Source organism: Stenotrophomonas sp. RS-48 (assembly GCF_030053245.1).
Classification (GTDB): domain Bacteria; phylum Pseudomonadota; class Gammaproteobacteria; order Xanthomonadales; family Xanthomonadaceae; genus Stenotrophomonas; species Stenotrophomonas maltophilia_P.
Genome location: NZ_JASGBV010000006.1, coordinates 26,175 through 48,311 on the forward strand (window position 1 = coordinate 26,175; position 22,137 = coordinate 48,311).

Genomic DNA, 22,137 nt, shown 5'->3' on the forward strand with positions numbered 1-22,137 from the left:
AGGAGGACTCCATGAAGAAGTTGCTGACCATTGCGATCCTGGCCGCTGCCGCCGTTGCGGTGCCGCTGGTGATGGCGCAGAACGCCGGCCAGCCGGCCCCGCAGCAGGGTGACCAGGCCGACAAGGCACAGGCCGAAGCCGACGCCAAGGCCAAGCGCCGCGCGCAGGCCAATGCGGAGCTGAAGGCCAAGGGCCAGCCGGTTCCGCAGCAGGAAGAAGAGGAAGAGGCGCGCAAGAAGCGCTGAGCGCACGCGCACCCTCCCTTTCCCGCGGAAGCCCTGTAGAAGCGGGCTTCTGGCGACGCCACGCCCCCGCAAGGGGGCGTTTTTCGTTCGGTCGGCCTGCACAAGCCTCTTGGGTTGGCGGCCATCTATCTGTAAACTATGGCTTTCCGGGAGTAGTGCGTGTCCACCATTTGCGAATGGGCTGGCACGGCCATGCGTGGCCTCCAGCAATGCGGGTCGCAGGTGACGGTCGATGTGACCGGCGCGGTTGCCCCGACCTCGCGCGATGGTTACCGTCTGGCGCCAGCCGCCGCACGGATCGGCACCTCCCTCGCTGCCCCAGCGAACCGGAAAACCCCCTTCAAGCGCCATGTCCGCCCCCAGGGCGTGCGTGGCGCTGTCGTTTTCCATTTCCAGACAGGATGCTTGCAGCCATGACTCCCTTGATTTTCGTAACCGGCGGCGTGGTGTCCTCGCTCGGCAAAGGCATTGCCGCTGCGTCGCTGGCCGCCATTCTCGAAGCCCGTGGCCTGAAGGTCACGATGATGAAGCTCGACCCCTACATCAACGTTGATCCGGGCACCATGAGCCCGTTCCAGCACGGCGAGGTCTATGTCACCGATGACGGTGCCGAGACCGATCTCGATCTGGGCCACTACGAGCGGTTCGTGCGGACGCGCCTGAGCCGCAAGAATTCGGTCACCACCGGTCGCATCTACGAGAACGTGATCCGCAAGGAGCGTCGCGGCGATTACCTTGGCGCGACCGTGCAGGTCATTCCGCACATTACCGACGAGATCCGTCGTTGCATCGACGAAGCCACCGAAGGCTATGACGTCGCCCTGGTCGAGATCGGCGGCACCGTCGGCGACATCGAATCGCTGCCGTTCCTGGAGGCGATCCGCCAGGTGCGTACCGAGCGTGGTCCGGAGAAGGCGCTGTTCATGCACCTCACCCTGGTGCCGTACATCGGCGCGGCCGGCGAACTGAAGACCAAGCCGACCCAGCACTCGGTGAAGGAGCTGCGTTCGATCGGCATCCAGCCGGATGTGCTGTTGTGCCGTTCGGAGCAGGCCGTGCCCGATTCGGAGCGTCGCAAGATCGCCCAGTTCACCAACGTTTCCGAACGCGCCGTGATCAGCGTGCCGGACGTGGATGTGCTGTATCGCATCCCTTCGGGACTGCATGCGCAGGGCCTGGATGAGATTGTCGTCAACCAGCTGAAGCTCGCTGACAAGGCCGGTCCTGTCGATCTGTCGGTGTGGGAGGACGCGGTCGACGCCACGCTGCATCCGCTCGACGAGGTGACCATCGCCGTGGTCGGCAAGTACGTCGACCACCAGGATGCATACAAGTCGGTCGGCGAAGCACTCAAGCATGGTGGCCTGCGCCAGCGCACCCGGGTCAATCTGAAGTGGCTGGAAGCGCAGGACCTGGAAGGCACGGACATGGCCGCGCTGGCCGATGTCGATGGCATCCTGGTGCCGGGCGGATTCGGCGACCGTGGTTTCGAAGGCAAGGTGCTGACCTCGAAGTTCGCCCGCGAGAACCAGGTGCCGTACTTCGGCATCTGCTACGGCATGCAGGCGGCCGTGGTCGATTACGCGCGCAACGTGGTCGGCCTCGAAGGTGCCAACAGCACCGAGAATGATCGCCAGTCGCCAAATCCGGTGATCGGCCTGATCACCGAGTGGCGCACCGCTGCCGGTGACGTCGAGAAGCGCGACGACAAGAGCGACCTGGGCGGCACCATGCGTCTGGGCCTGCAGGAGCAGCGCCTGAAGCCGGGCACGCTGGCGCGTGAGCTGTACGGCAAGGACGTGGTGGCCGAGCGCCACCGCCACCGGTATGAGTTCAACAACCGTTACCGCACCCAGCTGGAAGACGCCGGCCTGGTGATCGCCGGCAAGTCGATGGACGACACCCTGGTGGAAGTGGTCGAGCTGCCGCGCGATGCGCATCCCTGGTTCCTGGCCTGCCAGGCGCATCCGGAGTTCCTGTCCACGCCGCGTGACGGCCACCCGCTGTTCATCGGCTTCATCCGCGCCGCACGCGAGCGCAAGGCCGGTGGCCAGTTGTTGCAGGAAGCGCGCGCCTGACCTGGGCGGGAGCAGGGTCCCGCGCGGGCTGCGCGGGACCCAAGGCGGGCTGCAACTCGAGGCACGTGGGCTCGAAGGTGCTGCGATGAACAGGCCTCCGCACTGGCACCGATGGCCGCTGGGGGCGATCTCGCTGGTATTGGCCGTGCTTGCCTGGGGCGGGATGGCGGTTGGCCTGCTGGTGTTTCTGTCGGCCTCCGGATCCCCTGGTGATGGGGACCAGACCCTGCGTGAGGCACAGCCCGCGCTGTTCTTGGCGATAGGCATGCTGGCCCTGTCCGGCCTGGGCAGCGGCGTGGCTTCGGTGCTGGCCTGGCGACTGCAGCGAGGCCGGGGAATGGCGGCAATTGCGGCGCTGCTGCTCGCTCTGCTGGGGCTGGTGATCAGCCTGCCGGTGCTGGCATCCGTCCGCGATCCGCTGCTGGCCAGCAACGCCATTTGGCAACGGGCGGGCAGCCGGGGATAATCACGCGGCATTCGTTTTGTCGCCCCCTCTCCATACAGGTAACCGGCCCGACCATGAGTACGATCCGCAGCATCCACGCCCGTGAAATCCTCGACAGCCGTGGCAACCCCACGCTGGAAGCCGAAGTCACCCTGGAGGACGGTTCGTTCGGTCGTGCCGCGGTTCCCTCCGGCGCCTCGACCGGCACCAAGGAAGCGGTCGAGCTGCGTGACGGCGACAAGACCCGCTACCTGGGCAAGGGCGTGCGCAAGGCCGTCGACAACGTCAACACGACCATCGCTGCCGCGCTGAAGGGCTTCGAGGCCACCGACCAGTCCGGCCTGGACCGCCGCCTGATCGACCTTGATGGCACCGAGAACAAGGGCCGTCTGGGCGCCAACGCGCTGCTCGGTGTCTCGATGGCGGCCGCGCACGCCGCCGCAGCATCCAGCAAGCAGGCGCTGTGGCAGTACCTGGCCGGCAGGACCGGCGTGACCCCGTCGCTGCCGGTGCCGATGATGAACATCATCAACGGCGGCGCGCATGCCGACAACAACGTCGATTTCCAGGAATTCATGGTGCTGCCGGTCGGCTTCACCTCGTTCTCCGAAGCGCTGCGCGCCGGCACCGAGATCTTCCACTCGCTGAAGTCGGTGCTGAAGGGGCATGGCCTGAGCACCGCGGTCGGTGACGAAGGCGGCTTCGCACCGGACTTCCGCAGCAACGTCGAGGCGCTGGACACCATTCTCGAAGCGATCGGCAAGGCCGGCTACACCGCCGGCGAGGACGTGCTGCTGGGTCTGGACGTGGCCTCCAGCGAGTTCTTCGAGAACGGCAAGTACAACCTGGTCGGCGAGAACAAGCGCCTGACCTCCGAGCAGTTCGTCGACTTCCTTGCCGACTGGGCCGCGCAGTACCCGATCATCACCATCGAGGATGGCCTGGCCGAGAACGACTGGGCGGGCTGGAAGCTGCTGACCGATCGCATCGGCAAGAAGGTGCAGCTGGTGGGCGATGACCTGTTCGTGACCAATCCGAAGATCTTCCAGGAGGGCATCGACTCCGGTACTGCCAATGCCATCCTGATCAAGGTCAACCAGATCGGCACCCTGAGTGAAACCCTGGAAGCGATTGCCATGGCTGACCGCGCAGGTTACGCCGCTGTCGTGTCGCACCGTTCGGGTGAAACCGAAGACACCACCATCGCCGACATCGCCGTGGCGACCACTGCCACCCAGATCAAGACCGGCTCGCTGTGCCGCAGCGATCGCGTGGCCAAGTACAACCAGCTGCTGCGCATCGAGGAAGCCCTCGGTGCCGGCGCGCGTTACGCCGGTCGTGACGCGTTCGTTTCGCTGAAGCGCTGAGGCCATGCGCGATTGGCGCTGGCTGCTGCTGGTGCTGGCCCTGCTGCTGGCATGGCTGCAGTACCGTTTCTGGTTCGGCCCGGGCAATTCGGGGGAAGTGATGATGCTCGAAGCCCAGGTTGCCGGCCAGGAACGGGACAACGAAGGTCTGCAGCAGCGCAATGATGCGCTGGCTGCCGAAGTGAAGGACCTCAAGGAAGGCCAGTCCGCCATCGAAGAGCGCGCACGCAGTGAGCTGGGCATGATCAAGCCCGGCGAGAAGTTCTACCGGGTGGTCGACGACGCGCCGGTTCGTCCGGCGCAGCCGCCGGTGCCGATGCCCGAACATGCGGGCGACCACCCGGCGGACGTGCCATGAGCGCGGCGATCTGGGTGGTCGTTCCCGCTGCCGGTCGTGGCGCCCGCTTCGGTGCGCCACTGCCCAAGCAGTATCTGCAGGCGGGCGGGCAGATGCTGCTGGCCCACACCCTGCAGGCACTGCTGGCCCACCCGGCCGTTGCCGGCGCGATGGTGGTGATCGGCGAGGATGACGCGGATTGGCCGGGCTGGAGCGAATGGGCCGGCAAGCCGGTGCTGACCTGCACGGGGGGGGCGACCCGCGCCGCCTCCGTGCTGGCCGGCCTGCTTGCGCTGCCGGAGAGCGTCCGCGCCGATGAGTTCGTGCTGGTGCACGATGCCGCGCGGCCCAATCTGTCGCTGGCCGACCTGGGCCGCCTGCTGGAGGTTGGCCGTACCGATCCGGTCGGGGCCATTCTTGCCGCGCCGGTACGCGACACCCTGAAGCGGGCCGGTGACGATGGTGGCATCGACGGCACCGAGCCCCGCGAGCGCCTGTGGCGCGCGCTGACCCCGCAGCTGTTCCGCCGCCATCAGTTGATCCGCGCGCTGACCGACGCCGCTGCGTCCGGCGTGGACGTCACCGACGAAGCCATGGCCATGGAACGCCAGGGCCAGCGCCCGCTGCTGGTTGAAGGCAGCGAGGACAACTTCAAGGTCACCACGCCCGCCGACCTGGACCGCTTCGAATTCGTACTTTCCCGCCGCGCCGGCTGAACGCCCGCGCGGCCCTGCTGCAAGGGTTGCATCCATGAGCACTGCTCCGTTCCCGCCCGTCCGCATCGGCCAGGGCTACGACGTCCACGCCTTTGGTGAGGGTGACCACATCATGCTGGGAGGCGTGCGCGTGCCGCACAGCCACGGTGTGCTCGCGCACAGCGATGGCGACGTGATCCTGCACGCGCTGTGTGACGCCATGCTCGGCGCGCTGGCGCTGGGCGACATCGGCCAGCACTTTCCGCCCAGCGATGATCGCTGGAAGGGGGCCGACAGCAGCGACTTCGTCCGCCACTGCGACGCTCTCCTGCGTGAGCGTGGCTGGTGCGTCGGCAACTCTGATGTCACCGTGATCTGTGAACGACCGAAGGTCGGGCCGCATGCGCTGGCAATGCGTGAATGCATCGCGGCACTGTTGCAGCTGCCACTGGATGCGGTCAGCGTAAAGGCCACCACGTCGGAGAAGCTTGGCTTCACCGGTCGCGGTGAAGGCATCGCGGCACAGGCTGTGGTCCTGCTGGTGGCGGTATGATTCCGCTGCCGCTCGCCTTCGGTGCGCCGCTGCTGCAGGCGCGCATCCGCACCACGCCGGAGGATTTCCAGGTCGACGAGCTGCCGGCCTTTGAGGCCACGGGCGAGGGCGAGCATCTGCTGCTGCATGTCCGCAAGCGCGGTGCCAACACCGTGCATGTGGCCAAGGTGCTGGCCAAGTGGGCTGGTCTGCCGGAGATGGCGGTCAGCTATGCCGGGATGAAGGATCGCCACGCGGTCACCACCCAGCGCTTCAGTGTGCATCTGCCCAAGCGCGTCGCGCCGGATCTGGCGCTGCTGGCCAGCGATGATATCGAAGTGCTCGATGCAACCTGGCACAACCGCAAGCTGCAGCGTGGCGCGCTGGCCGGCAATCGTTTCAGGCTGGTGCTGCGCCAGGTACGCGGCGATGCGGTCGCAATCAGCGAACGCCTGCGGCAGATTGCCGATCGTGGTTTGCCGAACTGGTTCGGCGAGCAGCGTTTCGGCCGCGATGGCGGCAACGTTCCGGCAGCGCTGGCGATGTTCGGTGGCCGCCGCATGCGCAAGGACCAGCGCTCGCTGCTGCTGTCGGCTGCGCGTTCAGCACTGTTCAATCGCGTGCTTGCCGCACGCGTGGAGCAGGGTGTCTGGGACCAGCCGCTGGACGGTGAGGTGTGGATGCTGGATGGCAGCCGCAGCGTGTTTGGTCCGGAGCCTTACACCGATGCACTGGCAGCGCGGCTGGCCGGGTTCGATATCCATCCCAGCGCGCCGTTGTGGGGAGAGGGCGAGCTGCGCAGTACCGGCGCAGCCCGCGAGCTCGAACTGCGCGCGCTCGACGACGAGGAATCGAAGGCGCTGCGTGCCGGACTGGAAGAGGCACGGCTGAAGCAGGAGCGCCGCGCGTTGCGCCTGCGTCCTGCGCTGCTGCAGCACCAGTGGCTGGCGGAAGATGTGCTTGAGCTGTCGTTCGCGCTGCCGCCGGGCTGCTACGCCACCGCGGTCCTGCACGAGCTCGGACCGGTCGAGGACGCCGCGCAGTCCTGAGCGGATTGCATCAGCGCCGGGACAGCAGCACCAGTACGGCACCGGTTCCGCCCTGGCTGGTCGGCGCCGAATGGAAGGCAAGCACATCGTTGCGCAGGCGCAGCAGCCGGTCGACCAGATTCTTCAGGACCGGCGCACCACCGTCGGACTGCAGTCCCTTGCCGTGGATGATGCGCACGCAGCCATACTCATGTGCGTGCGCCTCCAGCAGGAACTGGCGCAGCATGGCCTCGGCCTGCGCTGCGGTCGCGCCATGCAGATCCAGCTCGTCCTGCACCGAGTACTGGCCGCGCTTGAGACGCTGGAACAGCCGCGGCGGAAGGGCGTCGCGCCGGTAGCTGGCCACATCCCCGGCTTCCAGCGGTGCGCTGTCGCGCAACAGCCGGGCGAACTCGCCGGCGGCCTCGGCCTCGTCGCGTTCGGCCATGCGCGCGCGCGGCTTCGGCCGGGCAGCGGCCGGCGCGGGTTCGGCCTCTTTGCGCAGCGGCGTCACTTCGCCGATGGCCGCGCGGAAGAGCGCGGCGGGGTCTTCGTCTTCTGGATGCGACATGCGCACAGGGTAAACCGGTGACGCGGGCCTGCCTATCGCAATGCGAGGCCAGTCGTGACCGCCGGCAGGGTAGGACCTGCGGCTCGCATGCGGCACAATAGACGATGCCCCTGCAGGGTCGTCGGCTTCCGCAGGGAAGCACGACGGTCCCGCCAACACCGCACGGTGACGGAATCGAATTCTTGGAAAATCAAGCGGTTAAATCGAAGATGCGAATTCTGGTCAGTAACGACGATGGCGTCGACGCCGCAGGTATCCGGATGCTTGCCTCGGTACTGCGTGACGCCGGCCACGAAGTGACGGTGGTCGCACCCGACCGCGATCGCTCAGGCGCCAGCAATTCACTGACCCTGGACCTGCCCATCCGGCTCAAGCGCATCGATCACTACACCGTGTCGGTGGCCGGCACGCCCACCGACTGCGTGCATCTGGCGCTGACCGGCCTGCTGGAGTTCGAACCCGACATTGTCGTGTCGGGCATCAACAACGCCGCCAACCTGGGTGACGACGTGATCTATTCCGGAACCGTCTCGGCGGCGATGGAGGGGCGCTTCCTCGGCCTGCCCGCGGTGGCGGTGTCCCTGGTGACCCGCAATCACGATCCCCGTCACTTCGAGACCGCGGCGCGTGCCGCCGTGGAAATCGTCGCCCGCCTCAAGGCCGACCCGCTGCCGGCGGACACCATCCTCAACGTCAACGTGCCCGACCTGCCGTGGACCGAGGTCAAGGGTTTCGAAGTCACCCGGCTGGGCAACCGCCATCGCGCCGAAGGCTGCATCCCGCAGAAGGATCCACGCGGCAACGAGGTGTACTGGATCGGTCCGGCGGGCCGCGAGCAGGACTCCGGCCCCGGCACCGACTTCCACGCGGTGCGTACCGGGCATATCTCGATCACCCCGATCCAGGTGGATCTGACCCGCTATCAGGCGCTTGAGAAAGTGGCCAGCTGGGTCGGCGGTCTCAGCGCCGCGCTGGACCAGCCGGCATGAGCCCACGCCTGCGCCTGCAACCGGAAGCCGTCGGCATCGGCATGACGTCACAGCGCGTCCGCGATCGTCTGGTCGATCGCCTGCGCGAAGCCGGCATCGTCGACGAATCCACGCTGAACGCGATCCGGGTGGTGCCCCGCCATCTGTTCATCGACGAGGCCCTGGCCTCGCGGGCCTATGAAGACACCGCGCTGCCGATCGGCCACGGCCAGACCATCTCGCAACCCTGGGTGGTGGCGCGGATGACCGAAGCGGTCGTGCAGGTGGCGCCCAAGCGGGTGCTGGAGGTGGGGACGGGCTCCGGCTACCAGGCCGCCGTGCTTGGTGCACTGGGCCTGGAGGTCTACACCGTGGAGCGCATCGGCGACCTGCTGCGGCAGGCCCGCAAGCGGTTCCGCGCACTCGGCATGAACATCCGCACCAAGCACGATGACGGCCGTGTCGGCTGGGCCGAGCACGGCCCGTTTGATGCCATCGTCGTCACAGCTGCGGCCCCGGCGCTGGTCGACGCACTGATCGAGCAGCTGGCCGAAGGTGGCCGGCTGGTGGCGCCGGTCGGCGGTGCCAGTGCACAGTCGCTGGTGCAGCTGGACCGCAGGGCCGACGGCAGCGTCGAACAGCGCGTGCTGGCACCGGTCACCTTCGTGCCGCTGCTGTCTGGCATGCTGGATTGAATCCACGGAGCAGGGTTGCATGAAGATTTTCGGACCGCTGTACGAGCGGGCGATGAAGTGGGCGGCGCACGAACGCGCGCCGACCTACCTGACGGTGCTGAGTTTTTTCGAGGCGATCATCTTTCCGGTGATGCCGGAAGTGATGCTGGCCCCGATGTGCGTGGCTCAACCCCGGCGCGGCTGGTGGTTCGCGACCCTCAGCCTGGCCGGTTCGATGGTCGGTGCCGTGGTCGGCTATGCGCTGGGTCACTTCGCATTCGAGGCGATCAAGCCGTTGTTCGAAGTGCTGGGCATGTTGCCGGCAATCGAACAGGGCATCACCACCGTGCAGGAGAAGATGGCCGAATCGCCGTGGGCGGTGTTCACGTTCCTGGTCCTGGGCGGCTTCATGCCGATCCCGATGAAGGTCTTCACGTGGGCATCGGGTATCGTCGGCGTACCGATGCCGCAGTACCTGCTGAGCATGCTGATCGGACGCGGCAAGCGCGTGTATGTGCTCGCTGCCGTGATCCGCATCGGTGGAGCGCGCGCCGAAGCGGCGCTGCGTCGCTGGATTGAACCGCTGGGCTGGATCGCCACCGCGTTGGTGGTGGTGCTGATCGCCTGGCTTGTATGGAGGTCGAAGTTCGCATGAGTGCTGATCGTCTGAGCAAGGGAGTGCGCGTCGGCGCGCTGGTGCTGCTGGTTTCCGGCCTGGCTGCCTGTGGCACTGCCACGGTGGTGCGGCCCAATGGCAGTGGTGGCGGGGCGGCGGTCACTACGCCCAAGACTTCGGTGGCCAAGCCGGGGCAGACCGTGGTCGTGCGCAAGGGCGACACGATCTACGCGCTGGCCCGCATCCACGACATCACCCCGGCCGATCTGATCGCGTGGAACAGCCTGGACAACCCGTCGACGATCTATCCGGGGCAGGTCATCCGCCTGTATCCGCCGGGGGCCAGCAGCGGCCGCGCACCGACCACCGTGGTCACCGCGCCGCGCAGCGGCGGCAGCACGGCACCGGCCACGGCACCGGCCGGTCCGGTGAAGAGCAACATCGCCTGGCGCTGGCCAGCCGATGGCGCGATCGTGGGCCGCTACGTGGCAGGCGACGCAACCAAGCAGGGCGTCGACATTGCCGGCACCAGCGGGCAGGCCGTCAAGGCCACCGCCAACGGTGTGGTGGTGTACTCGGGCGCCGGACTGGTCGGCTATGGCGAGCTGATCATCATCAAGCACAGCGACCAGTGGCTGTCGGCCTACGGCCACAACCGCAAGCGCCTGGTCAATGAGGGACAGAGCGTGAAGGCGGGTGAGCAGATTGCCGAGATGGGGCGCACCGGCGCGAATCGCGACATGCTGCACTTTGAGATCCGCTACAACGGCAAGCCGGTCGATCCGCAGCAGTACCTGCCAGCGCGCTAGCGCAGGCAGGTACGGTAGCGCCGGGCCATGCCCGGCGGTGGTCCTCAACCTTCCAGGATGAACGCGGCCGCCACCTTGCGGCCTTCGCCGGCAAGGATGTTGAAGGTGCGCGCCGCGGCAGGGTTGTTCATCACTTCCAGGCCGATCCCGCGCGACAGGCAGGCGGCCATGACCGCAGCCGACGGAAACACCTGCCGCTCGCCGGTTCCCAGCACGATCAATGCAGGACTCAGTGCCAGCACCGGTTCCAGGTCGGCCACCGTCAGCGCCGCCGCATCGGCGACAGGCCAATGTTCGACCAGCTGGTCCGGCGTCAGCAGAAAGCTGCTGGCCAGCACCGTGTCATTGACCTTGGCCGAGCGGCCATCGGCAGCGCGCAGGCTGTAGGCGTAATCGGGCGGCTCGTGGTTCAGCTGCATGGCGGTAGCGCGATCAGCCGCGCGGCAGCACGATCTGGCGCTGCTCCCTGCTCGGGCGATACAGCACGGCAACGTGACCGATGCGCTGCACCAGCGCACTGTCGGTGGCTTCGACGATCTCGCCGATCATCGCGTCCCGGGCCTCGCGGTCCTCGGCTGCGACCTTGACCTTGACCAGCTCGTGGCGCTCCAGCACTTCGTTCAGCTCCGCGATGAAGGCCGGGGTCACTCCCTTGCCGCCGGTCTGCAGCAGGGCCTTCAGGTCGTGGGCTTGGCCGCGCAGGAAACGGGTCTGGGAGGCGGTCAGGGCGATGGACATGCAGGAAAAGACGGTTGAATGGGGGGATCAGGGTATCATGACGGCCCCATCAGCCCCTATTTCCAATGGCAACCCGCAGCAAAAGCAGCCAGCGCTGGCTCAAGGAACACTTCTCCGACCCCTTCGTGAAGAAGGCGCAGGCCGAAGGCATGCGCTCGCGGGCGGCCTACAAGCTTGAAGAGTTGCTTGAACGTGACCGCCTGCTGAAGCGGAACATGGTCGTGGTGGACCTCGGTGCCGCCCCTGGCGGATGGTCTCAGCAGGTTCGGAGACAGATGGGCGATACCGGCCGCGTGCTGGCGCTGGACATCCTGGACATGCCGCCGCTGGCGGGCGTGGAGTTCCTTCACGGTGACTTCAGGGAAGAAGCCGTCCTATCTCAGTTCGAAGCCATGCTCGGGGACGAGCCGGTGGACCTTGTGCTGTCGGACATGGCCCCCAATAAAAGTGGCATGGACGCGGTCGACCAGCCGCGGATGATGCATCTGGCGGAGCTGGCGCTGGACTTCGCCGACAACCACCTGAAGACCGGCGGGGCGTTCCTGATCAAGCTGTTCCAGGGTGTGGGCTTTGACGACTACGTGCGTGAAATGCGCCGTCGCTACGACAAGGTCTCCATCCGCAAGCCGGAAGCGTCGCGCAAACGCTCTCCCGAGGTGTACGCCTTGGGTCAGGGCAAACGCGCCCACATGAAGTAAGCTCGCAACGTAAGTTTCAACCCCAACGCAACGCCCGCACTGAGAGGAACACCGGAGCCAATGAGGATGAACGACTTGACCAAGAACCTCCTGCTATGGGTGGTCGTCGCCGTCGTGCTGATGGTGGTCTTCCAGAGCTTCTCGCCCAAGTCCTCCGGGGCCGGTGCGCAGGGTGCGTCCTATTCGCAGTTCCTGGACCAGGTGGACAGCGGCAACGTGCAGAAGGTCGCCTTCGGCGGCGACATGCGCGGCGGCACCAGCCAGATCACCTACACCACCCGGGGTGGACAGTCGTCCACCATCACCGCGCCGTTCGATCGCGACCTGATCAACGTGCTGCGCACCAAGAACGTCGAGATCGTGCAGGAGGAGCCCTCCAGCGGCATCTCCCTGGGCGCGATCCTGATGAATTTCCTGCCGGTCATCCTGATCATCGGCTTCTGGCTGTTCATCATGCGCCAGATGCAGGGCGGCGGCGGCGGCGCCAAGGGCGCGATGTCCTTCGGCAAATCGCGCGCCAAGCTGCAGGGCGAGGACCAGATCAAGGTCACCTTCGCCGATGTCGCCGGCTGCGACGAGGCCAAGGAGGAAGTGGGCGAACTGGTCGACTTCCTGCGCGACCCGTCCAAGTTCACCAAGCTGGGCGGCAAGATTCCGCGTGGCGTGCTGATGGTCGGCCCGCCGGGTACCGGCAAGACGCTGCTGGCCAAGGCCATCGCCGGTGAGGCGAAGGTGCCGTTCTTCTCGATCTCCGGTTCGGACTTCGTGGAAATGTTCGTCGGTGTCGGCGCCAGCCGCGTGCGTGACATGTTCGAGCAGGCCAAGAAGCACGCCCCGTGCATCATCTTCATCGACGAGATCGATGCCGTCGGCCGCCACCGTGGTGCCGGCCTGGGCGGCGGTCACGACGAGCGCGAGCAGACCCTGAACCAGCTGCTGGTCGAGATGGATGGCTTCGAGGGTGGCGAAGGCGTGATCGTGATCGCCGCGACCAACCGCCCGGACGTGCTGGACCCGGCGCTGCTGCGCCCGGGTCGCTTCGATCGCCAGGTGGTGGTCGGCCTGCCCGACGTGAAGGGCCGCGAGCACATCCTGAAGGTGCACATGCGCAAGCTGCCGCTGGCCGACGACGTCGAGCCGCTGGTGATCGCGCGCGGTACCCCGGGCTTCTCCGGCGCGGACCTGGCCAACCTCTGCAACGAGGCAGCCCTGTTTGCTGCGCGTGGCAACGAGAAGGAAGTCCGCATGGACCACTTCGACCGTGCCCGCGACAAGATCCTGATGGGTGCCGAGCGCCGTTCGATGGCCATGAGCGAGGAGGAGAAGACCCTCACCGCCTACCACGAAGCCGGCCATGCCATCGTCGGCCGCCTGGTGCCCGAGCACGACCCGGTCTACAAGGTCACGATCATTCCGCGCGGCCGCGCCCTGGGTGTGACCATGTACCTGCCTGAGGGCGACAAGTACTCGATGAACCGCGTGGCGATCCAGTCGCAGCTGTGCTCGCTGTACGGCGGCCGCGTCGCCGAAGAGCTGATCTTCGGCACCGACAAGGTCACCACGGGTGCGTCCAACGACATCGAGCGCGCCACCAAGATGGCCCGCAACATGGTCACCAAGTGGGGCCTGTCCGAAGAACTCGGTCCGATCGCCTATGGCGAGGAGGACGACGAAGTCTTCCTGGGCCGCTCGGTGACGCAGCACAAGAGCGTGTCCAACGACACCGCGCGCCGCATTGACGAGGAAGTGCGCAACATCCTTGACAAGGCCTACGCCCGCACCACCCAGCTGCTGACCGACAACATCGACAAGCTGCACACGATGTCGCAGCTGCTGCTGCAGTACGAGACCATCGACGCGCCGCAGATCGACGCCATCATGGAAGGTCGCGAGCCGCCGCCGCCGGCGGGCTGGAACAAGTCGAACAAGGACGGTGGCAGCAACGACAAGGGCGGTGATGCCCGTCCGCTGCCGCCGATCGCCGGTCCGGCCGAATCGCACTGACGGCCCCGCCGCACGTGACATCAGACGAGGCCGGGGCAACCCGGCTTCGTCGTTTCCGGGCCATCGGCCCACCCTGAAGAACCGATCTGACGCTGGAGCCCGCATGTCCGCCCCGAAGCTCGAACCGATTTCCCACACCGTCGAGATGGTCATCGCCACCGTGGTCGGCGTGGGTGTGGGCCTGGGGGCCGACAATCTGCTGCTGGGCTGCGTGGTGGGTATTGCGGTCGGCATCGTCCTGAGCATTGCCAGGACCCTGTACGTGGACCGCAAGCGCCGCCGCCGTTGAGGGGTGTCGGCAGGGCTGACGCCCTGCAACCGGACCGGCCCCGCCTTTCATCAGCAAACCAGCTGTTGCTCTGGCTGTTGTCGTCGCCCTGGCCTCTGCGGGTGCAGGGCGCAGCCCTGCCGAACTAAACTATCCGCCGTTGTCCCTGCAGGATTGCCCATGTTCGATACCTCGCCCCAGCTCGACTGCGCCGGTCGCATCCTGCGCCTGGACCGTGCCCGGGTCATGGGCATCGTCAACGTCACCCCGGATTCGTTCTCTGACGGGGGGCACCATGACACCACGGAGGCCGCAGTCGCGCATGGCCTGAAGCTGGTGGAAGAGGGCGCCGACCTGCTCGACATCGGGGGTGAATCGACCCGTCCCGGCGCTGTACCGGTATCGGTGGAGGAAGAGCTCCGCCGCATCGTTCCGGTCATCGAGCAGCTTGCGGCGCGTACCTCCGTGCCGATCAGCATCGATACCTTCAAGCCTGAGGTGATGCGCGCGGCGGTGGCCGCCGGCGCCGGCATGATCAACGACATCTTCGGCCTGCGTCAGGACGGCGCGCTGGAAGCGGCCGCTGCGGCCAACGTGCCGGTGGTGCTGATGCACATGCAGGGCGAGCCGGGCAACATGCAGGCCGATCCGCACTACGACGACGTCGTTGCCGAGGTCCACGGGTTTCTCGTGCAGCGCCTGTTCGCCGCCGAGATGGCCGGCATCGCGAAGAAGCATCTGGTCATCGATCCGGGTTTCGGCTTCGGCAAGAACACCGCGCATAACATGACCCTGTTGGCGCGTTCGGAGCGTTTTCTGGAACTGGGTGTGCCGATGCTGGCGGGCCTGTCGCGCAAGCGCAGCCTTGGCGAGCTGACCGGGCGTGACGCGCCGGCCGAGCGGGTGGCGGCGTCGGTGTCCGCGCACCTGATTGCCGTGCAGCGCGGTGCGCGCATCGTGCGTGTACATGACGTCGCCGCCACCGTCGATGCACTGAAGATCTGGCAGGCGGTGGACGCCGTGCCGGCGCCACGCGATGACACCCGGCCGACGATCAGCTGGCCGGACGAAGACTGATGGGGGTTGACCGGCGGCCGCTGGCGATTGCCGTGATGGGGCCGACCGCCAGTGGCAAGACGGCCACCGCAATCGCCCTGGCCCGGCAGCTGGATGGCGAGATCGTCAGCGTTGACTCGGCGCTGGTCTATCGCCATCTGGATATCGGTTCGGCCAAGCCCGACGTTTCCGAGCGCGCACAGGCGCGGCATCATCTGCTGGACCTGCGTGATCCGTGGCAGACCTACTCAGCGGCGGAGTTCGCCGCCGACGCCGGCCGCGTCGTCGCCGACATCGTTGCGCGTGGACGGATGCCGATCCTGGCCGGGGGCACCGGCCTGTACTTCCGCGCCCTGCTGCAGGGACTGTCGCCCATGCCGGAGGCGGACCCGGCCCTGCGCGCCACGCTGGCAGCCGAGGCCGCCGAGCGCGGTTGGGCCGCGTTGCATGCCGAACTGGCGAAGGTGGACCCCGCCGCTGCTGCCCGCATCCATGCGACAGACCCACAGCGGATCCAGCGGGCGCTGGAGGTCTATCGGCTGACGGGAACGCCGATCAGCGAGTGGCAGCGCCGGCCCGGCGTGGCGCCGCTGCCGGTACGCACCCTGAAGCTGGTCCTGGCGCCGCACGACCGGGCAATCCTGCACCGGCGGATCGAGGCCCGCTTCGATGCCATGCTGGCCCAGGGCTTCCTCGACGAAGTGCGCGATCTGCGCGCGATGCCGGAAATGGCCGCTGTCGCGGCACCGCTGGACCTGCCGGCGGTGCGTGCGGTCGGGTACCGCCAGGCTTGGGAGCATCTGGACGGCCGGATCGATGCCGGCGGCTTCCGCGACAAGGCGATCTTCGCCACCCGCCAGCTGGCCAAGCGGCAGCTGACCTGGCTGCGGGGTGAGCTTGACGCGCGCTGGTTCGACCCCCATATCGACCACGAGCGGCTGGCCGACGCGGTGTCGACCTTCGTCGCACGCTGAACCGCCGCCAGCCGTGTAACATCACTGTCCGGCGGGCGGCTCGGGGGCCGCGGCGGCCGCCGGCAACCCAATAAGAACAATAATCAGGAGTGAGCAATGTCCAAGGGGCAATCGCTGCAGGATCCTTTCTTGAATGCACTGCGGCGCGAGCGCGTGCCGGTTTCGGTGTACCTGGTCAACGGCATCAAGCTGCAGGGCACGATCGAGTCGTTCGATCAGTTCGTGGTCCTGCTGCGCAATACGGTCAGCCAGATGGTCTACAAGCATGCGATCTCCACCGTGGTGCCGGCACGCAATGTGAAGGTTGGGCCGGGCGGTGGTTATGTGCAGTCGGGTGAAGGTGGTCAGGCAGGTGATGAAGCAGACGAGTAAGACCGGAGCGGTGAATGTTTGACCGCTCGAAAAAGGGTGAACATGCCCTGTTGATCCAGCCGCACTTCGGCAAGCTGGAAGACGACGTGCTGGAAGAGTTCGGTGATCTGGCCCGCTCGGCAGGGGCCAGCATCGCTGCCACGATCACCGCGCGCCTGGACCGTCCCAATCCCTCGACCCTGATCGGCAGCGGCAAGCTGGATGAGATCAAGGCAGCAGCCGACGCCACCGGCGCCGATCTGGTGCTGGTCAACCATGCGCTGAGCCCCGGCCAGGAACGCAACCTGGAACGCTTTTTGGAGCGCCGGGTGATCGACCGTACCGGCTTGATCCTGGACATCTTCGCGCAGCGCGCTCACAGCCACGAAGGCAAGCTGCAGGTCGAGCTGGCGCAGCTGCGTCACCTTGCGACGCGGCTGGTGCGCGGCTGGACCCATCTGGAGCGCCAGCGCGGTGGTTCGATCGGCCTGCGCGGCCCGGGTGAAACCCAGCTGGAAACCGACCGCCGTCTGCTGCAGAAGCGGGTGGAGCAGTTGCAGAAGCGGCTGGAGAAGGTCGAAGTCCAGCGCACCCAGATGCGCCGTGCGCGCGTGCGCAGCGAACTGCCGCGTGTGGCCCTGGTCGGTTACACCAATGCCGGCAAGTCGACCCTGTTCAACGCGATGACCGGCGCCGAGGCCTATGCGGCCGACCAGCTGTTCGCGACCCTGGACCCGACGGTGCGCCGCATCGCTGTGCCGGGTGGCAACGTCGTGCTGGCCGACACCGTCGGCTTCGTCCGCGACCTGCCGCACGACCTGGTGGCCGCGTTCCGTTCGACCCTGTCCGAGGCCCGCGAGGCCGATTTCCTGCTGCACGTGGTCGATGCGGCCGATCCGCACCGCGAGGAGCGCATCGCCCAGGTCGACGAGGTGCTGGCTGCGGTCGGTGCGGGTGATCTGCCGCAGCTGCTGGTGTTCAACAAGATCGACCGTATCGAGGGCGCCGAAGTGCGCCACGATGGTCAGGATGGCGTGCCGGACGAGTCGCGCCGCGAGCGGGTCTGGATCTCCGCGCGTGACGGGCAGGGCCTGGAGCTGTTGCAGGCGGTGCTGGGCAAGCGCCTGGGGTTGCAGCATGTGACCGGGGAGCTGCGCCTGCCGCCGGATGCGGGCCGCCTGCGCGCGCGCCTGCATCAGCTGGAAGTGATCCGCAGCGAGCAGGCAGACGAGGAGGGCTGGCTGCTGCAGGTCGATCTTCCGATTGCCGAAGCCGAAAAACTCGCGGCGGGCATTGATGGCGGGCCGATCCGTGCCCTGCTGCCGGAAAAGCTGCCGGAATGGTGAGATAGCGCCGCACAATCCCGGTGCGCGCCGCTGCGTAGTCGGGCGCGTACCGGCCGGGACGCGACACGCGCCTGCCTTCTGCGGTACAACGGGCGGGTTCTTCACCCCACTGTCATCTCGATGTCCATCCCTACCGACGCCGACCTCAACGCCCAGGCTGCCGCACTCGGGCAGCGCCTGCAGCAGGCCTCGCTGCAGCTTGTGACGGCTGAAAGCTGCAGTGGCGGCTGGATCGCCAAGACCATGACCGACATCGCCGGTTCCTCGGCGTTCTTCGACTGCGGCATGGTGGTCTACAGCTACGAAGCCAAGCAGCGCCTGCTGGGGGTACGTGCGCAGACGCTGGAGCAGTTCGGTGCGGTGAGCCGCGAAACGGTGCTGGAGATGGTGTCCGGCGCCCTGATCAACTCCGGTGCCGGCATCGCGGTGGCGGTTACCGGCATTGCCGGTCCTGGTGGCGGCAGCCCGGACAAGCCGGTCGGCAGCGTCTGGATCGGCTGGAAGCGCCGCGGCGGATACGCCCGGGCGGAACTGTTCCAGTTCGATGGCGACCGCGAAGCCATCCGCAGGCAAACCGTCGCTGCGGCATTGCACGGTATCGACGCCCAGCTGTGACATGCTGCTGCGGTAATCGTCCGGAGCACGCATGATGTGGGAAACGCTGGGCACCGTCCGTGACCTGGGGAGGCTGCAGGAAATTGCAGCGGTCCTGATCCGTTATGGCTTCGGCGACGTGGTGCGCCGGATCGGCCTGGCCACGGTGCTGGAGCGTGCCGGGCGCCTGCTGCACTGGAACGAGGACCGCCAGCATCTGCTGCGGATGACCGCGCCGGTGCGGGTGCGCAGCGCCCTGCAGGACCTCGGTCCGACGTTCGTCAAACTCGGACAGGTGCTGGCGACCCGTGTCGATCTGCTGCCGCCGGAGTGGATCGCCGAGCTTTCCGAACTCCAGAATGCGGTACCGGCCCTTCCGTATGCGCAGATCCGCGCGCAGCTGGAGGCCGATCTGGGCGCGCCTCCGCAGCAGGTATTCGCCTTCCTCGACGAAACACCGATGGCGGCGGCCTCGCTGGCGCAGGCCCATCGCGCGCGCCTGCTGGACGGCCGCGAAGTGGTGCTGAAGGTGCGTCGTCCCGGCATCCGTGACGTGGTCGAAGCCGACCTGCGCCTGCTGGCACGGCTGGCCGAAATCGTCGAGGCGCGTCTTCCGGATCTGCGCCGTTACCGGCCGGCAGAGGTGGTGCAGCAGTTCACCGTATCGCTGCGGCGCGAACTCGATTTCGCGGCCGAATGCCGCAACGCGGAGCGCATCGCACGCAACTTTGAAGGTCGCGACGACATCCTTGTTCCCGGCGTGCATTGGCAGTGGACCTGCGAAAGCCTGAACGTGCAGGACTTCGTGGACGGCATTCCGGGCCGCGATCTTGCCGGCGTGGACGCAGCAGGGCTGGACCGTCGCGAACTGGCGCGGCGCGGTGCCAACATCGTATTGAAGATGGTGCTCGAGGACGGCAGCTTCCACGCCGATCCACACCCGGGCAACATCATCTATCTGCGTGACGGCCGCATCGGCGTGATCGACTTCGGCATGGTCGGGGCACTGTCCGAAGTGCGTCGCTTCCAGGTTGCGCAACTGCTGCACGGGCTGGTCGAACAGGACCCGCAGGGGGTGGCCGACGTCCTGCTGGACTGGGCCGGGGGCGTGGAGGTGGATGAGAACCGGCTGCAGCACGACATCAGCCAGTTCGTTGACCAGTACCGTGGCGTGCCGCTGAAGGATCTGCGCATCGGCCTGATGCTGGGCGACATCACCCAGTTGCTGCGCAGCTACAGCCTGACCCTGCCGGCCGACCTCGCACTGATGATCAAGGCGTTCCTCACCCTGGAAGGCATGGGCCGGCAGCTCGACCCGGACTTCGACATGGCCAGTGCCGCACGCCCTTTCCTGGAGCGGGTGGTACTGCAGCGCTACGCGCCGCGGGCATTGCTCAAACGCGGCCGGCGCAGCCTGTTGGGAATGATCGACTTCGCCGGCGATCTGCCGCGCGATCTGCGCAAGCTGGTGCAGGCGGCGCGCCGTGGGCGCCTGCAGCTGAAGGTCGAGACCAGTGCGCTGCAGGGCTTTGGCGAGCAGGTGAACCGTGCGGCCAATCGCATGGTGATGGGCATCGTGACTGCAGCGCTGATCATCGGCTCATCGATCGTCATGCACAGCGTCGGTGGGGTCTCCAGCCGCTGGCTGCTGGCGCTCGGGGTTTCCGGATTCGTCGGGGCCGGTATCTGCGGCGTCTGGATCCTGTTCTCCATCTGGAGAAGTGGCAGGCACGACTGAGTGTCGTTCGCTGCGGCATCGCCCGGCACGCTTCGCCCTGTCGTGTCCGGCACTTGCAGTTCCTGTAGTTAGTAGTAATACTACTAACCATGGACCTGACCGACACCCAGCAGGCGATCCTGCAGTTGATCGCCGAGCGTATCGAGAGCGAAGGCGCGCCGCCGTCGCAGACTGAAATCGCACGTGCGTTCGGCTTCAAGGGCGTACGCGCGGCCCAGTACCACCTGGAGGCGCTGGAGCAGGCGGGAGCAATCCGCCGCATTCCCGGCCAGGCCCGGGGCATCCGCCTGGTGCAGGCTCCCCCCGTGGAGACCCTGGCCGAGCCCGGGCTGCCCGACAGCGTGCTGCGGCTGCCAGTACTGGGGCGGGTCGCCGCCGGCCTCCCTATCGGCGCGGATATCGGCTCGGACGATTTCGTGGTGCTGGACCGGGTGTTCTTTTCGCCCGCGCCGGATTACCTGCTGAAGGTGCAGGGTGACTCGATGATCGACGAAGGCATCTTCGATGGTGACCTGATCGGCGTGCACCGCACCCGCGACGCCCATTCGGGGCAGATCGTGGTGGCGCGCATCGATGATGAGATCACCGTCAAGCTGCTGAAGATCGCGAAGGACCGTATCCGGCTGTTGCCCCGGAACCCCGATTACAAGCCGATCGAAGTGCTTCCCGACCAGGACTTTTCGATCGAAGGCCTGTACTGCGGCCTGTTGCGGCCGAATCGCTGAAGCGTTCGAAGGTGCGTTACCCCGCGGTCTTTTGTGGCGATTCTCTGGTTCCACCGAGGTTGGTACGGATGTCCGATAATTCTTTTCAGAGCGCCGGGCAGAATCTCAGCCTGTGCGATACGTCCGCCTTAAAGTGAACCCATGGCAAAGAAGACCCCCAAAGACAGCACCCCCAACGAAATGACCTCTGCAAGGACCAATACGATGGACGAGAACAAGAAGCGCGCATTGGCTGCTGCTCTGGGCCAGATCGAAAAGCAGTTCGGCAAGGGCTCGGTGATGCGCATGGGCGACCGTGTGGTCGAGCCCGTCGAAGCCATCCCGACCGGTTCGCTGATGCTCGACATCGCATTGGGCATCGGGGGTCTGCCGAAGGGCCGCGTGGTGGAAATCTATGGACCGGAGTCCTCGGGCAAGACCACGCTGACGCTGCAGGCCATCGCCGAATGCCAGAAGATGGGAGGCACCGCTGCCTTCATCGATGCCGAGCACGCTCTCGACCCGATCTATGCCGCCAAGCTTGGCGTGAACGTGGACGACCTGCTGCTGTCGCAGCCCGATACCGGTGAACAGGCATTGGAAATCGCCGACATGCTGGTCCGTTCCGGCTCGGTGGACATCCTGGTGATCGACTCGGTCGCGGCATTGACCCCGAAGGCCGAAATCGAAGGCGAGATGGGCGACCAGTTGCCGGGTCTGCAGGCCCGCCTGATGAGCCAGGCGCTGCGTAAGCTGACCGGCAACATCAAGCGCTCGAACACGCTGGTGATCTTCATCAACCAGCTGCGCATGAAGATCGGCGTGATGATGCCGGGCCAGAGCCCGGAGACCACCACGGGTGGCAACGCGCTGAAGTTCTATGCCTCGGTCCGCCTGGACATCCGCCGCATCGGTGCCATCAAGAAGGGCGATGAGATCATCGGTAACCAGACCAAGATCAAGGTCGTCAAGAACAAGCTGGCCCCGCCGTTCAAGCAGGTAATCACCGAGATCCTGTATGGCGAAGGCATCAGCCGTGAAGGTGAACTGATCGACATGGGCGTGGATGCCAAGCTGGTCGAGAAGGCCGGTGCCTGGTACAGCTATGGCGAAGAACGCATCGGCCAGGGCAAGGACAACGCCCGCGGTTATCTGCGTGACAACCCGACCGTCGCCGCCAAGCTCGAAGCCGAGCTGCGCGAGAAATTCCAGCCGTCCGAGGCCGCCCGCGAGGAAGGCGACGACGAAGGCGACGACGAGTAAGTCTTGCTGTGGGGTAGGGTGACGCCGTCAGTGACGTC

General features: G+C 66.6%; 26 protein-coding genes. 23 read left to right on the forward strand and 3 right to left on the reverse strand.

Translation table 11 applies throughout. The annotated features are described in order from the left end of the window. Positions 1 to 11: 11 nt before the first annotated feature. The 8 genes from QMZ25_RS01490 (at position 12) to truD (ending at position 6,748) form a co-directional block, all read left to right on the forward strand. Complete coding sequence (locus tag QMZ25_RS01490) at positions 12 to 245, forward strand: hypothetical protein (RefSeq protein WP_053519720.1); 234 nt, start codon at positions 12 to 14, stop codon at positions 243 to 245. 413 nt (positions 246 to 658) lie between these two features. Next, positions 659 to 2,323: a CTP synthase gene (locus tag QMZ25_RS01495; protein ID WP_065174923.1), complete on the forward strand. Its 1,665-nt coding sequence runs from the start codon at positions 659 to 661 to the stop codon at positions 2,321 to 2,323. Positions 2,324 to 2,408: 85 nt separating this feature from the next. Then, entirely contained in the window at positions 2,409 to 2,789 is a 381-nt protein-coding gene (locus tag QMZ25_RS01500) for a hypothetical protein (RefSeq protein ID WP_283219017.1), read from the forward strand. Positions 2,790 to 2,842: 53 nt separating this feature from the next. After that, complete coding sequence (gene eno / locus QMZ25_RS01505; RefSeq protein ID WP_053519724.1) at positions 2,843 to 4,135, forward strand: phosphopyruvate hydratase; 1,293 nt, start codon at positions 2,843 to 2,845, stop codon at positions 4,133 to 4,135. Between the two features lie 4 nt (positions 4,136 to 4,139). Further along, the gene (ftsB, locus tag QMZ25_RS01510; protein ID WP_283219018.1) at positions 4,140 to 4,493 is read left to right on the forward strand and encodes a cell division protein FtsB; all 354 of its coding nucleotides are present in this window, start codon (positions 4,140 to 4,142) and stop codon (positions 4,491 to 4,493) included. Then, positions 4,490 to 5,188: a 2-C-methyl-D-erythritol 4-phosphate cytidylyltransferase gene (gene ispD / locus QMZ25_RS01515; RefSeq protein WP_053519726.1), complete on the forward strand. Its 699-nt coding sequence runs from the start codon at positions 4,490 to 4,492 to the stop codon at positions 5,186 to 5,188. Before ftsB ends, ispD begins: the two co-directional genes overlap by 4 nt. A gap of 34 nt (positions 5,189 to 5,222) precedes the next feature. Further along, on the forward strand, positions 5,223 to 5,720 hold the full coding sequence (gene ispF, locus QMZ25_RS01520; protein ID WP_164152231.1) for a 2-C-methyl-D-erythritol 2,4-cyclodiphosphate synthase: 498 nt from the start codon (positions 5,223 to 5,225) through the stop codon (positions 5,718 to 5,720). Next, complete coding sequence (truD, locus tag QMZ25_RS01525) at positions 5,717 to 6,748, forward strand: tRNA pseudouridine(13) synthase TruD (RefSeq protein WP_283219019.1); 1,032 nt, start codon at positions 5,717 to 5,719, stop codon at positions 6,746 to 6,748. Before ispF ends, truD begins: the two co-directional genes overlap by 4 nt. A gap of 10 nt (positions 6,749 to 6,758) precedes the next feature. Here truD and QMZ25_RS01530 read toward each other — a convergent pair whose 3' ends face one another. Continuing rightward, a complete protein-coding gene (locus QMZ25_RS01530; RefSeq protein ID WP_065181254.1) occupies positions 6,759 to 7,298 on the reverse strand; it encodes a Smr/MutS family protein in 540 nt (179 codons plus the stop codon). A 209-nt stretch (positions 7,299 to 7,507) separates the two neighbouring features. On the opposite strand from QMZ25_RS01530, the gene surE reads away from it, so the two are divergent. Genes surE through QMZ25_RS01550 form a run of 4 tightly spaced genes read left to right on the forward strand, consistent with a single transcriptional unit; the run spans position 7,508 to position 10,365 of the window. Next, positions 7,508 to 8,287, forward strand: a complete 780-nt coding sequence (surE, locus tag QMZ25_RS01535) for a 5'/3'-nucleotidase SurE (RefSeq protein WP_053519730.1) — start codon at positions 7,508 to 7,510, stop codon at positions 8,285 to 8,287. Beyond that, positions 8,284 to 8,961, forward strand: coding sequence for a protein-L-isoaspartate(D-aspartate) O-methyltransferase (locus tag QMZ25_RS01540; protein WP_053519731.1), 678 nt, complete (start codon positions 8,284 to 8,286; stop codon positions 8,959 to 8,961). Before surE ends, QMZ25_RS01540 begins: the two co-directional genes overlap by 4 nt. Before the next feature lie 19 nt (positions 8,962 to 8,980). Further along, positions 8,981 to 9,595, forward strand: coding sequence for a YqaA family protein (locus QMZ25_RS01545; RefSeq protein WP_053519732.1), 615 nt, complete (start codon positions 8,981 to 8,983; stop codon positions 9,593 to 9,595). Then, the gene (locus QMZ25_RS01550) at positions 9,592 to 10,365 is read left to right on the forward strand and encodes a peptidoglycan DD-metalloendopeptidase family protein (protein ID WP_053519733.1); all 774 of its coding nucleotides are present in this window, start codon (positions 9,592 to 9,594) and stop codon (positions 10,363 to 10,365) included. The genes QMZ25_RS01545 and QMZ25_RS01550 overlap by 4 nt, the downstream gene beginning before the upstream one ends. A 44-nt stretch (positions 10,366 to 10,409) precedes the next feature. Here the strand turns inward: QMZ25_RS01550 and QMZ25_RS01555 are convergent, their stop codons facing one another. Next, on the reverse strand, positions 10,410 to 10,784 hold the full coding sequence (locus QMZ25_RS01555) for an Mth938-like domain-containing protein (RefSeq protein ID WP_053519734.1): 375 nt from the start codon (positions 10,782 to 10,784) through the stop codon (positions 10,410 to 10,412). A gap of 13 nt (positions 10,785 to 10,797) precedes the next feature. Beyond that, positions 10,798 to 11,103: a ribosome assembly RNA-binding protein YhbY gene (gene yhbY / locus QMZ25_RS01560; RefSeq protein WP_053519735.1), complete on the reverse strand. Its 306-nt coding sequence runs from the start codon at positions 11,101 to 11,103 to the stop codon at positions 10,798 to 10,800. Between the two features lie 65 nt (positions 11,104 to 11,168). On the opposite strand from yhbY, the gene rlmE reads away from it, so the two are divergent. The 11 genes from rlmE (at position 11,169) to recA (ending at position 22,099) form a co-directional block, all read left to right on the forward strand. After that, positions 11,169 to 11,801: a 23S rRNA (uridine(2552)-2'-O)-methyltransferase RlmE gene (gene rlmE, locus QMZ25_RS01565; protein ID WP_053519736.1), complete on the forward strand. Its 633-nt coding sequence runs from the start codon at positions 11,169 to 11,171 to the stop codon at positions 11,799 to 11,801. A gap of 66 nt (positions 11,802 to 11,867) precedes the next feature. Further along, positions 11,868 to 13,805 (forward strand): ATP-dependent zinc metalloprotease FtsH, encoded by a 1,938-nt coding sequence (gene ftsH / locus QMZ25_RS01570; RefSeq protein WP_053519737.1) that lies wholly within the window; start codon positions 11,868 to 11,870, stop codon positions 13,803 to 13,805. 103 nt (positions 13,806 to 13,908) lie between these two features. Then, complete coding sequence (locus QMZ25_RS01575) at positions 13,909 to 14,094, forward strand: hypothetical protein (RefSeq protein ID WP_283219020.1); 186 nt, start codon at positions 13,909 to 13,911, stop codon at positions 14,092 to 14,094. A gap of 159 nt (positions 14,095 to 14,253) precedes the next feature. After that, a complete protein-coding gene (gene folP / locus QMZ25_RS01580; protein WP_283219021.1) occupies positions 14,254 to 15,150 on the forward strand; it encodes a dihydropteroate synthase in 897 nt (298 codons plus the stop codon). After that, on the forward strand, positions 15,150 to 16,103 hold the full coding sequence (miaA, locus tag QMZ25_RS01585; RefSeq protein WP_065174931.1) for a tRNA (adenosine(37)-N6)-dimethylallyltransferase MiaA: 954 nt from the start codon (positions 15,150 to 15,152) through the stop codon (positions 16,101 to 16,103). The genes folP and miaA overlap by 1 nt, the downstream gene beginning before the upstream one ends. Before the next feature lie 96 nt (positions 16,104 to 16,199). Next, a complete protein-coding gene (gene hfq / locus QMZ25_RS01590; RefSeq protein ID WP_004152891.1) occupies positions 16,200 to 16,475 on the forward strand; it encodes an RNA chaperone Hfq in 276 nt (91 codons plus the stop codon). 14 nt (positions 16,476 to 16,489) lie between these two features. Then, the gene (hflX, locus tag QMZ25_RS01595) at positions 16,490 to 17,800 is read left to right on the forward strand and encodes a ribosome rescue GTPase HflX (RefSeq protein WP_065174932.1); all 1,311 of its coding nucleotides are present in this window, start codon (positions 16,490 to 16,492) and stop codon (positions 17,798 to 17,800) included. Between the two features lie 120 nt (positions 17,801 to 17,920). Further along, positions 17,921 to 18,415 (forward strand): CinA family protein, encoded by a 495-nt coding sequence (locus tag QMZ25_RS01600; protein WP_053520002.1) that lies wholly within the window; start codon positions 17,921 to 17,923, stop codon positions 18,413 to 18,415. 34 nt (positions 18,416 to 18,449) lie between these two features. After that, positions 18,450 to 20,132 carry a 2-polyprenylphenol 6-hydroxylase gene (gene ubiB / locus QMZ25_RS01605; protein WP_065181390.1) on the forward strand — a complete coding sequence of 561 codons (1,683 nt, stop codon included), beginning with the start codon at positions 18,450 to 18,452 and terminating at the stop codon, positions 20,130 to 20,132. Between the two features lie 89 nt (positions 20,133 to 20,221). Next, entirely contained in the window at positions 20,222 to 20,857 is a 636-nt protein-coding gene (gene lexA / locus QMZ25_RS01610) for a transcriptional repressor LexA (RefSeq protein WP_074901220.1), read from the forward strand. A 204-nt stretch (positions 20,858 to 21,061) separates the two neighbouring features. Next, a complete protein-coding gene (recA, locus tag QMZ25_RS01615; protein WP_074901222.1) occupies positions 21,062 to 22,099 on the forward strand; it encodes a recombinase RecA in 1,038 nt (345 codons plus the stop codon). The last annotated feature ends 38 nt before the right edge of the window (positions 22,100 to 22,137 follow it).

Bases quoted from the DNA above. Each gene is read 5' to 3' on its own strand.
- lexA (WP_074901220.1), top strand. From the start codon at position 20,222: ATGGACCTGACCGACACCCAGCAGGCGATCCTGCAGTTGATCGCCGAG.
- QMZ25_RS01555 (WP_053519734.1), bottom strand. From the start codon at position 10,784: ATGCAGCTGAACCACGAGCCGCCCGATTACGCCTACAGCCTGCGCGCT.
- rlmE (WP_053519736.1), top strand. From the start codon at position 11,169: ATGGCAACCCGCAGCAAAAGCAGCCAGCGCTGGCTCAAGGAACACTTC.
- ispD (WP_053519726.1), top strand. From the start codon at position 4,490: ATGAGCGCGGCGATCTGGGTGGTCGTTCCCGCTGCCGGTCGTGGCGCC.
- truD (WP_283219019.1), top strand. From the start codon at position 5,717: ATGATTCCGCTGCCGCTCGCCTTCGGTGCGCCGCTGCTGCAGGCGCGC.
- yhbY (WP_053519735.1), bottom strand. From the start codon at position 11,103: ATGTCCATCGCCCTGACCGCCTCCCAGACCCGTTTCCTGCGCGGCCAA.
- QMZ25_RS01540 (WP_053519731.1), top strand. From the start codon at position 8,284: ATGAGCCCACGCCTGCGCCTGCAACCGGAAGCCGTCGGCATCGGCATG.
- QMZ25_RS01500 (WP_283219017.1), top strand. From the start codon at position 2,409: ATGAACAGGCCTCCGCACTGGCACCGATGGCCGCTGGGGGCGATCTCG.
- ftsH (WP_053519737.1), top strand. From the start codon at position 11,868: ATGAACGACTTGACCAAGAACCTCCTGCTATGGGTGGTCGTCGCCGTC.
- recA (WP_074901222.1), top strand. From the start codon at position 21,062: ATGGACGAGAACAAGAAGCGCGCATTGGCTGCTGCTCTGGGCCAGATC.
- surE (WP_053519730.1), top strand. From the start codon at position 7,508: ATGCGAATTCTGGTCAGTAACGACGATGGCGTCGACGCCGCAGGTATC.
- ftsB (WP_283219018.1), top strand. From the start codon at position 4,140: ATGCGCGATTGGCGCTGGCTGCTGCTGGTGCTGGCCCTGCTGCTGGCA.
- hfq (WP_004152891.1), top strand. From the start codon at position 16,200: ATGTCCAAGGGGCAATCGCTGCAGGATCCTTTCTTGAATGCACTGCGG.
- ispF (WP_164152231.1), top strand. From the start codon at position 5,223: ATGAGCACTGCTCCGTTCCCGCCCGTCCGCATCGGCCAGGGCTACGAC.
- QMZ25_RS01495 (WP_065174923.1), top strand. From the start codon at position 659: ATGACTCCCTTGATTTTCGTAACCGGCGGCGTGGTGTCCTCGCTCGGC.
- hflX (WP_065174932.1), top strand. From the start codon at position 16,490: ATGTTTGACCGCTCGAAAAAGGGTGAACATGCCCTGTTGATCCAGCCG.
- QMZ25_RS01600 (WP_053520002.1), top strand. From the start codon at position 17,921: ATGTCCATCCCTACCGACGCCGACCTCAACGCCCAGGCTGCCGCACTC.
- QMZ25_RS01575 (WP_283219020.1), top strand. From the start codon at position 13,909: ATGTCCGCCCCGAAGCTCGAACCGATTTCCCACACCGTCGAGATGGTC.
- QMZ25_RS01530 (WP_065181254.1), bottom strand. From the start codon at position 7,298: ATGTCGCATCCAGAAGACGAAGACCCCGCCGCGCTCTTCCGCGCGGCC.
- QMZ25_RS01550 (WP_053519733.1), top strand. From the start codon at position 9,592: ATGAGTGCTGATCGTCTGAGCAAGGGAGTGCGCGTCGGCGCGCTGGTG.
- QMZ25_RS01490 (WP_053519720.1), top strand. From the start codon at position 12: ATGAAGAAGTTGCTGACCATTGCGATCCTGGCCGCTGCCGCCGTTGCG.
- folP (WP_283219021.1), top strand. From the start codon at position 14,254: ATGTTCGATACCTCGCCCCAGCTCGACTGCGCCGGTCGCATCCTGCGC.
- miaA (WP_065174931.1), top strand. From the start codon at position 15,150: ATGGGGGTTGACCGGCGGCCGCTGGCGATTGCCGTGATGGGGCCGACC.
- eno (WP_053519724.1), top strand. From the start codon at position 2,843: ATGAGTACGATCCGCAGCATCCACGCCCGTGAAATCCTCGACAGCCGT.
- QMZ25_RS01545 (WP_053519732.1), top strand. From the start codon at position 8,981: ATGAAGATTTTCGGACCGCTGTACGAGCGGGCGATGAAGTGGGCGGCG.
- ubiB (WP_065181390.1), top strand. From the start codon at position 18,450: ATGTGGGAAACGCTGGGCACCGTCCGTGACCTGGGGAGGCTGCAGGAA.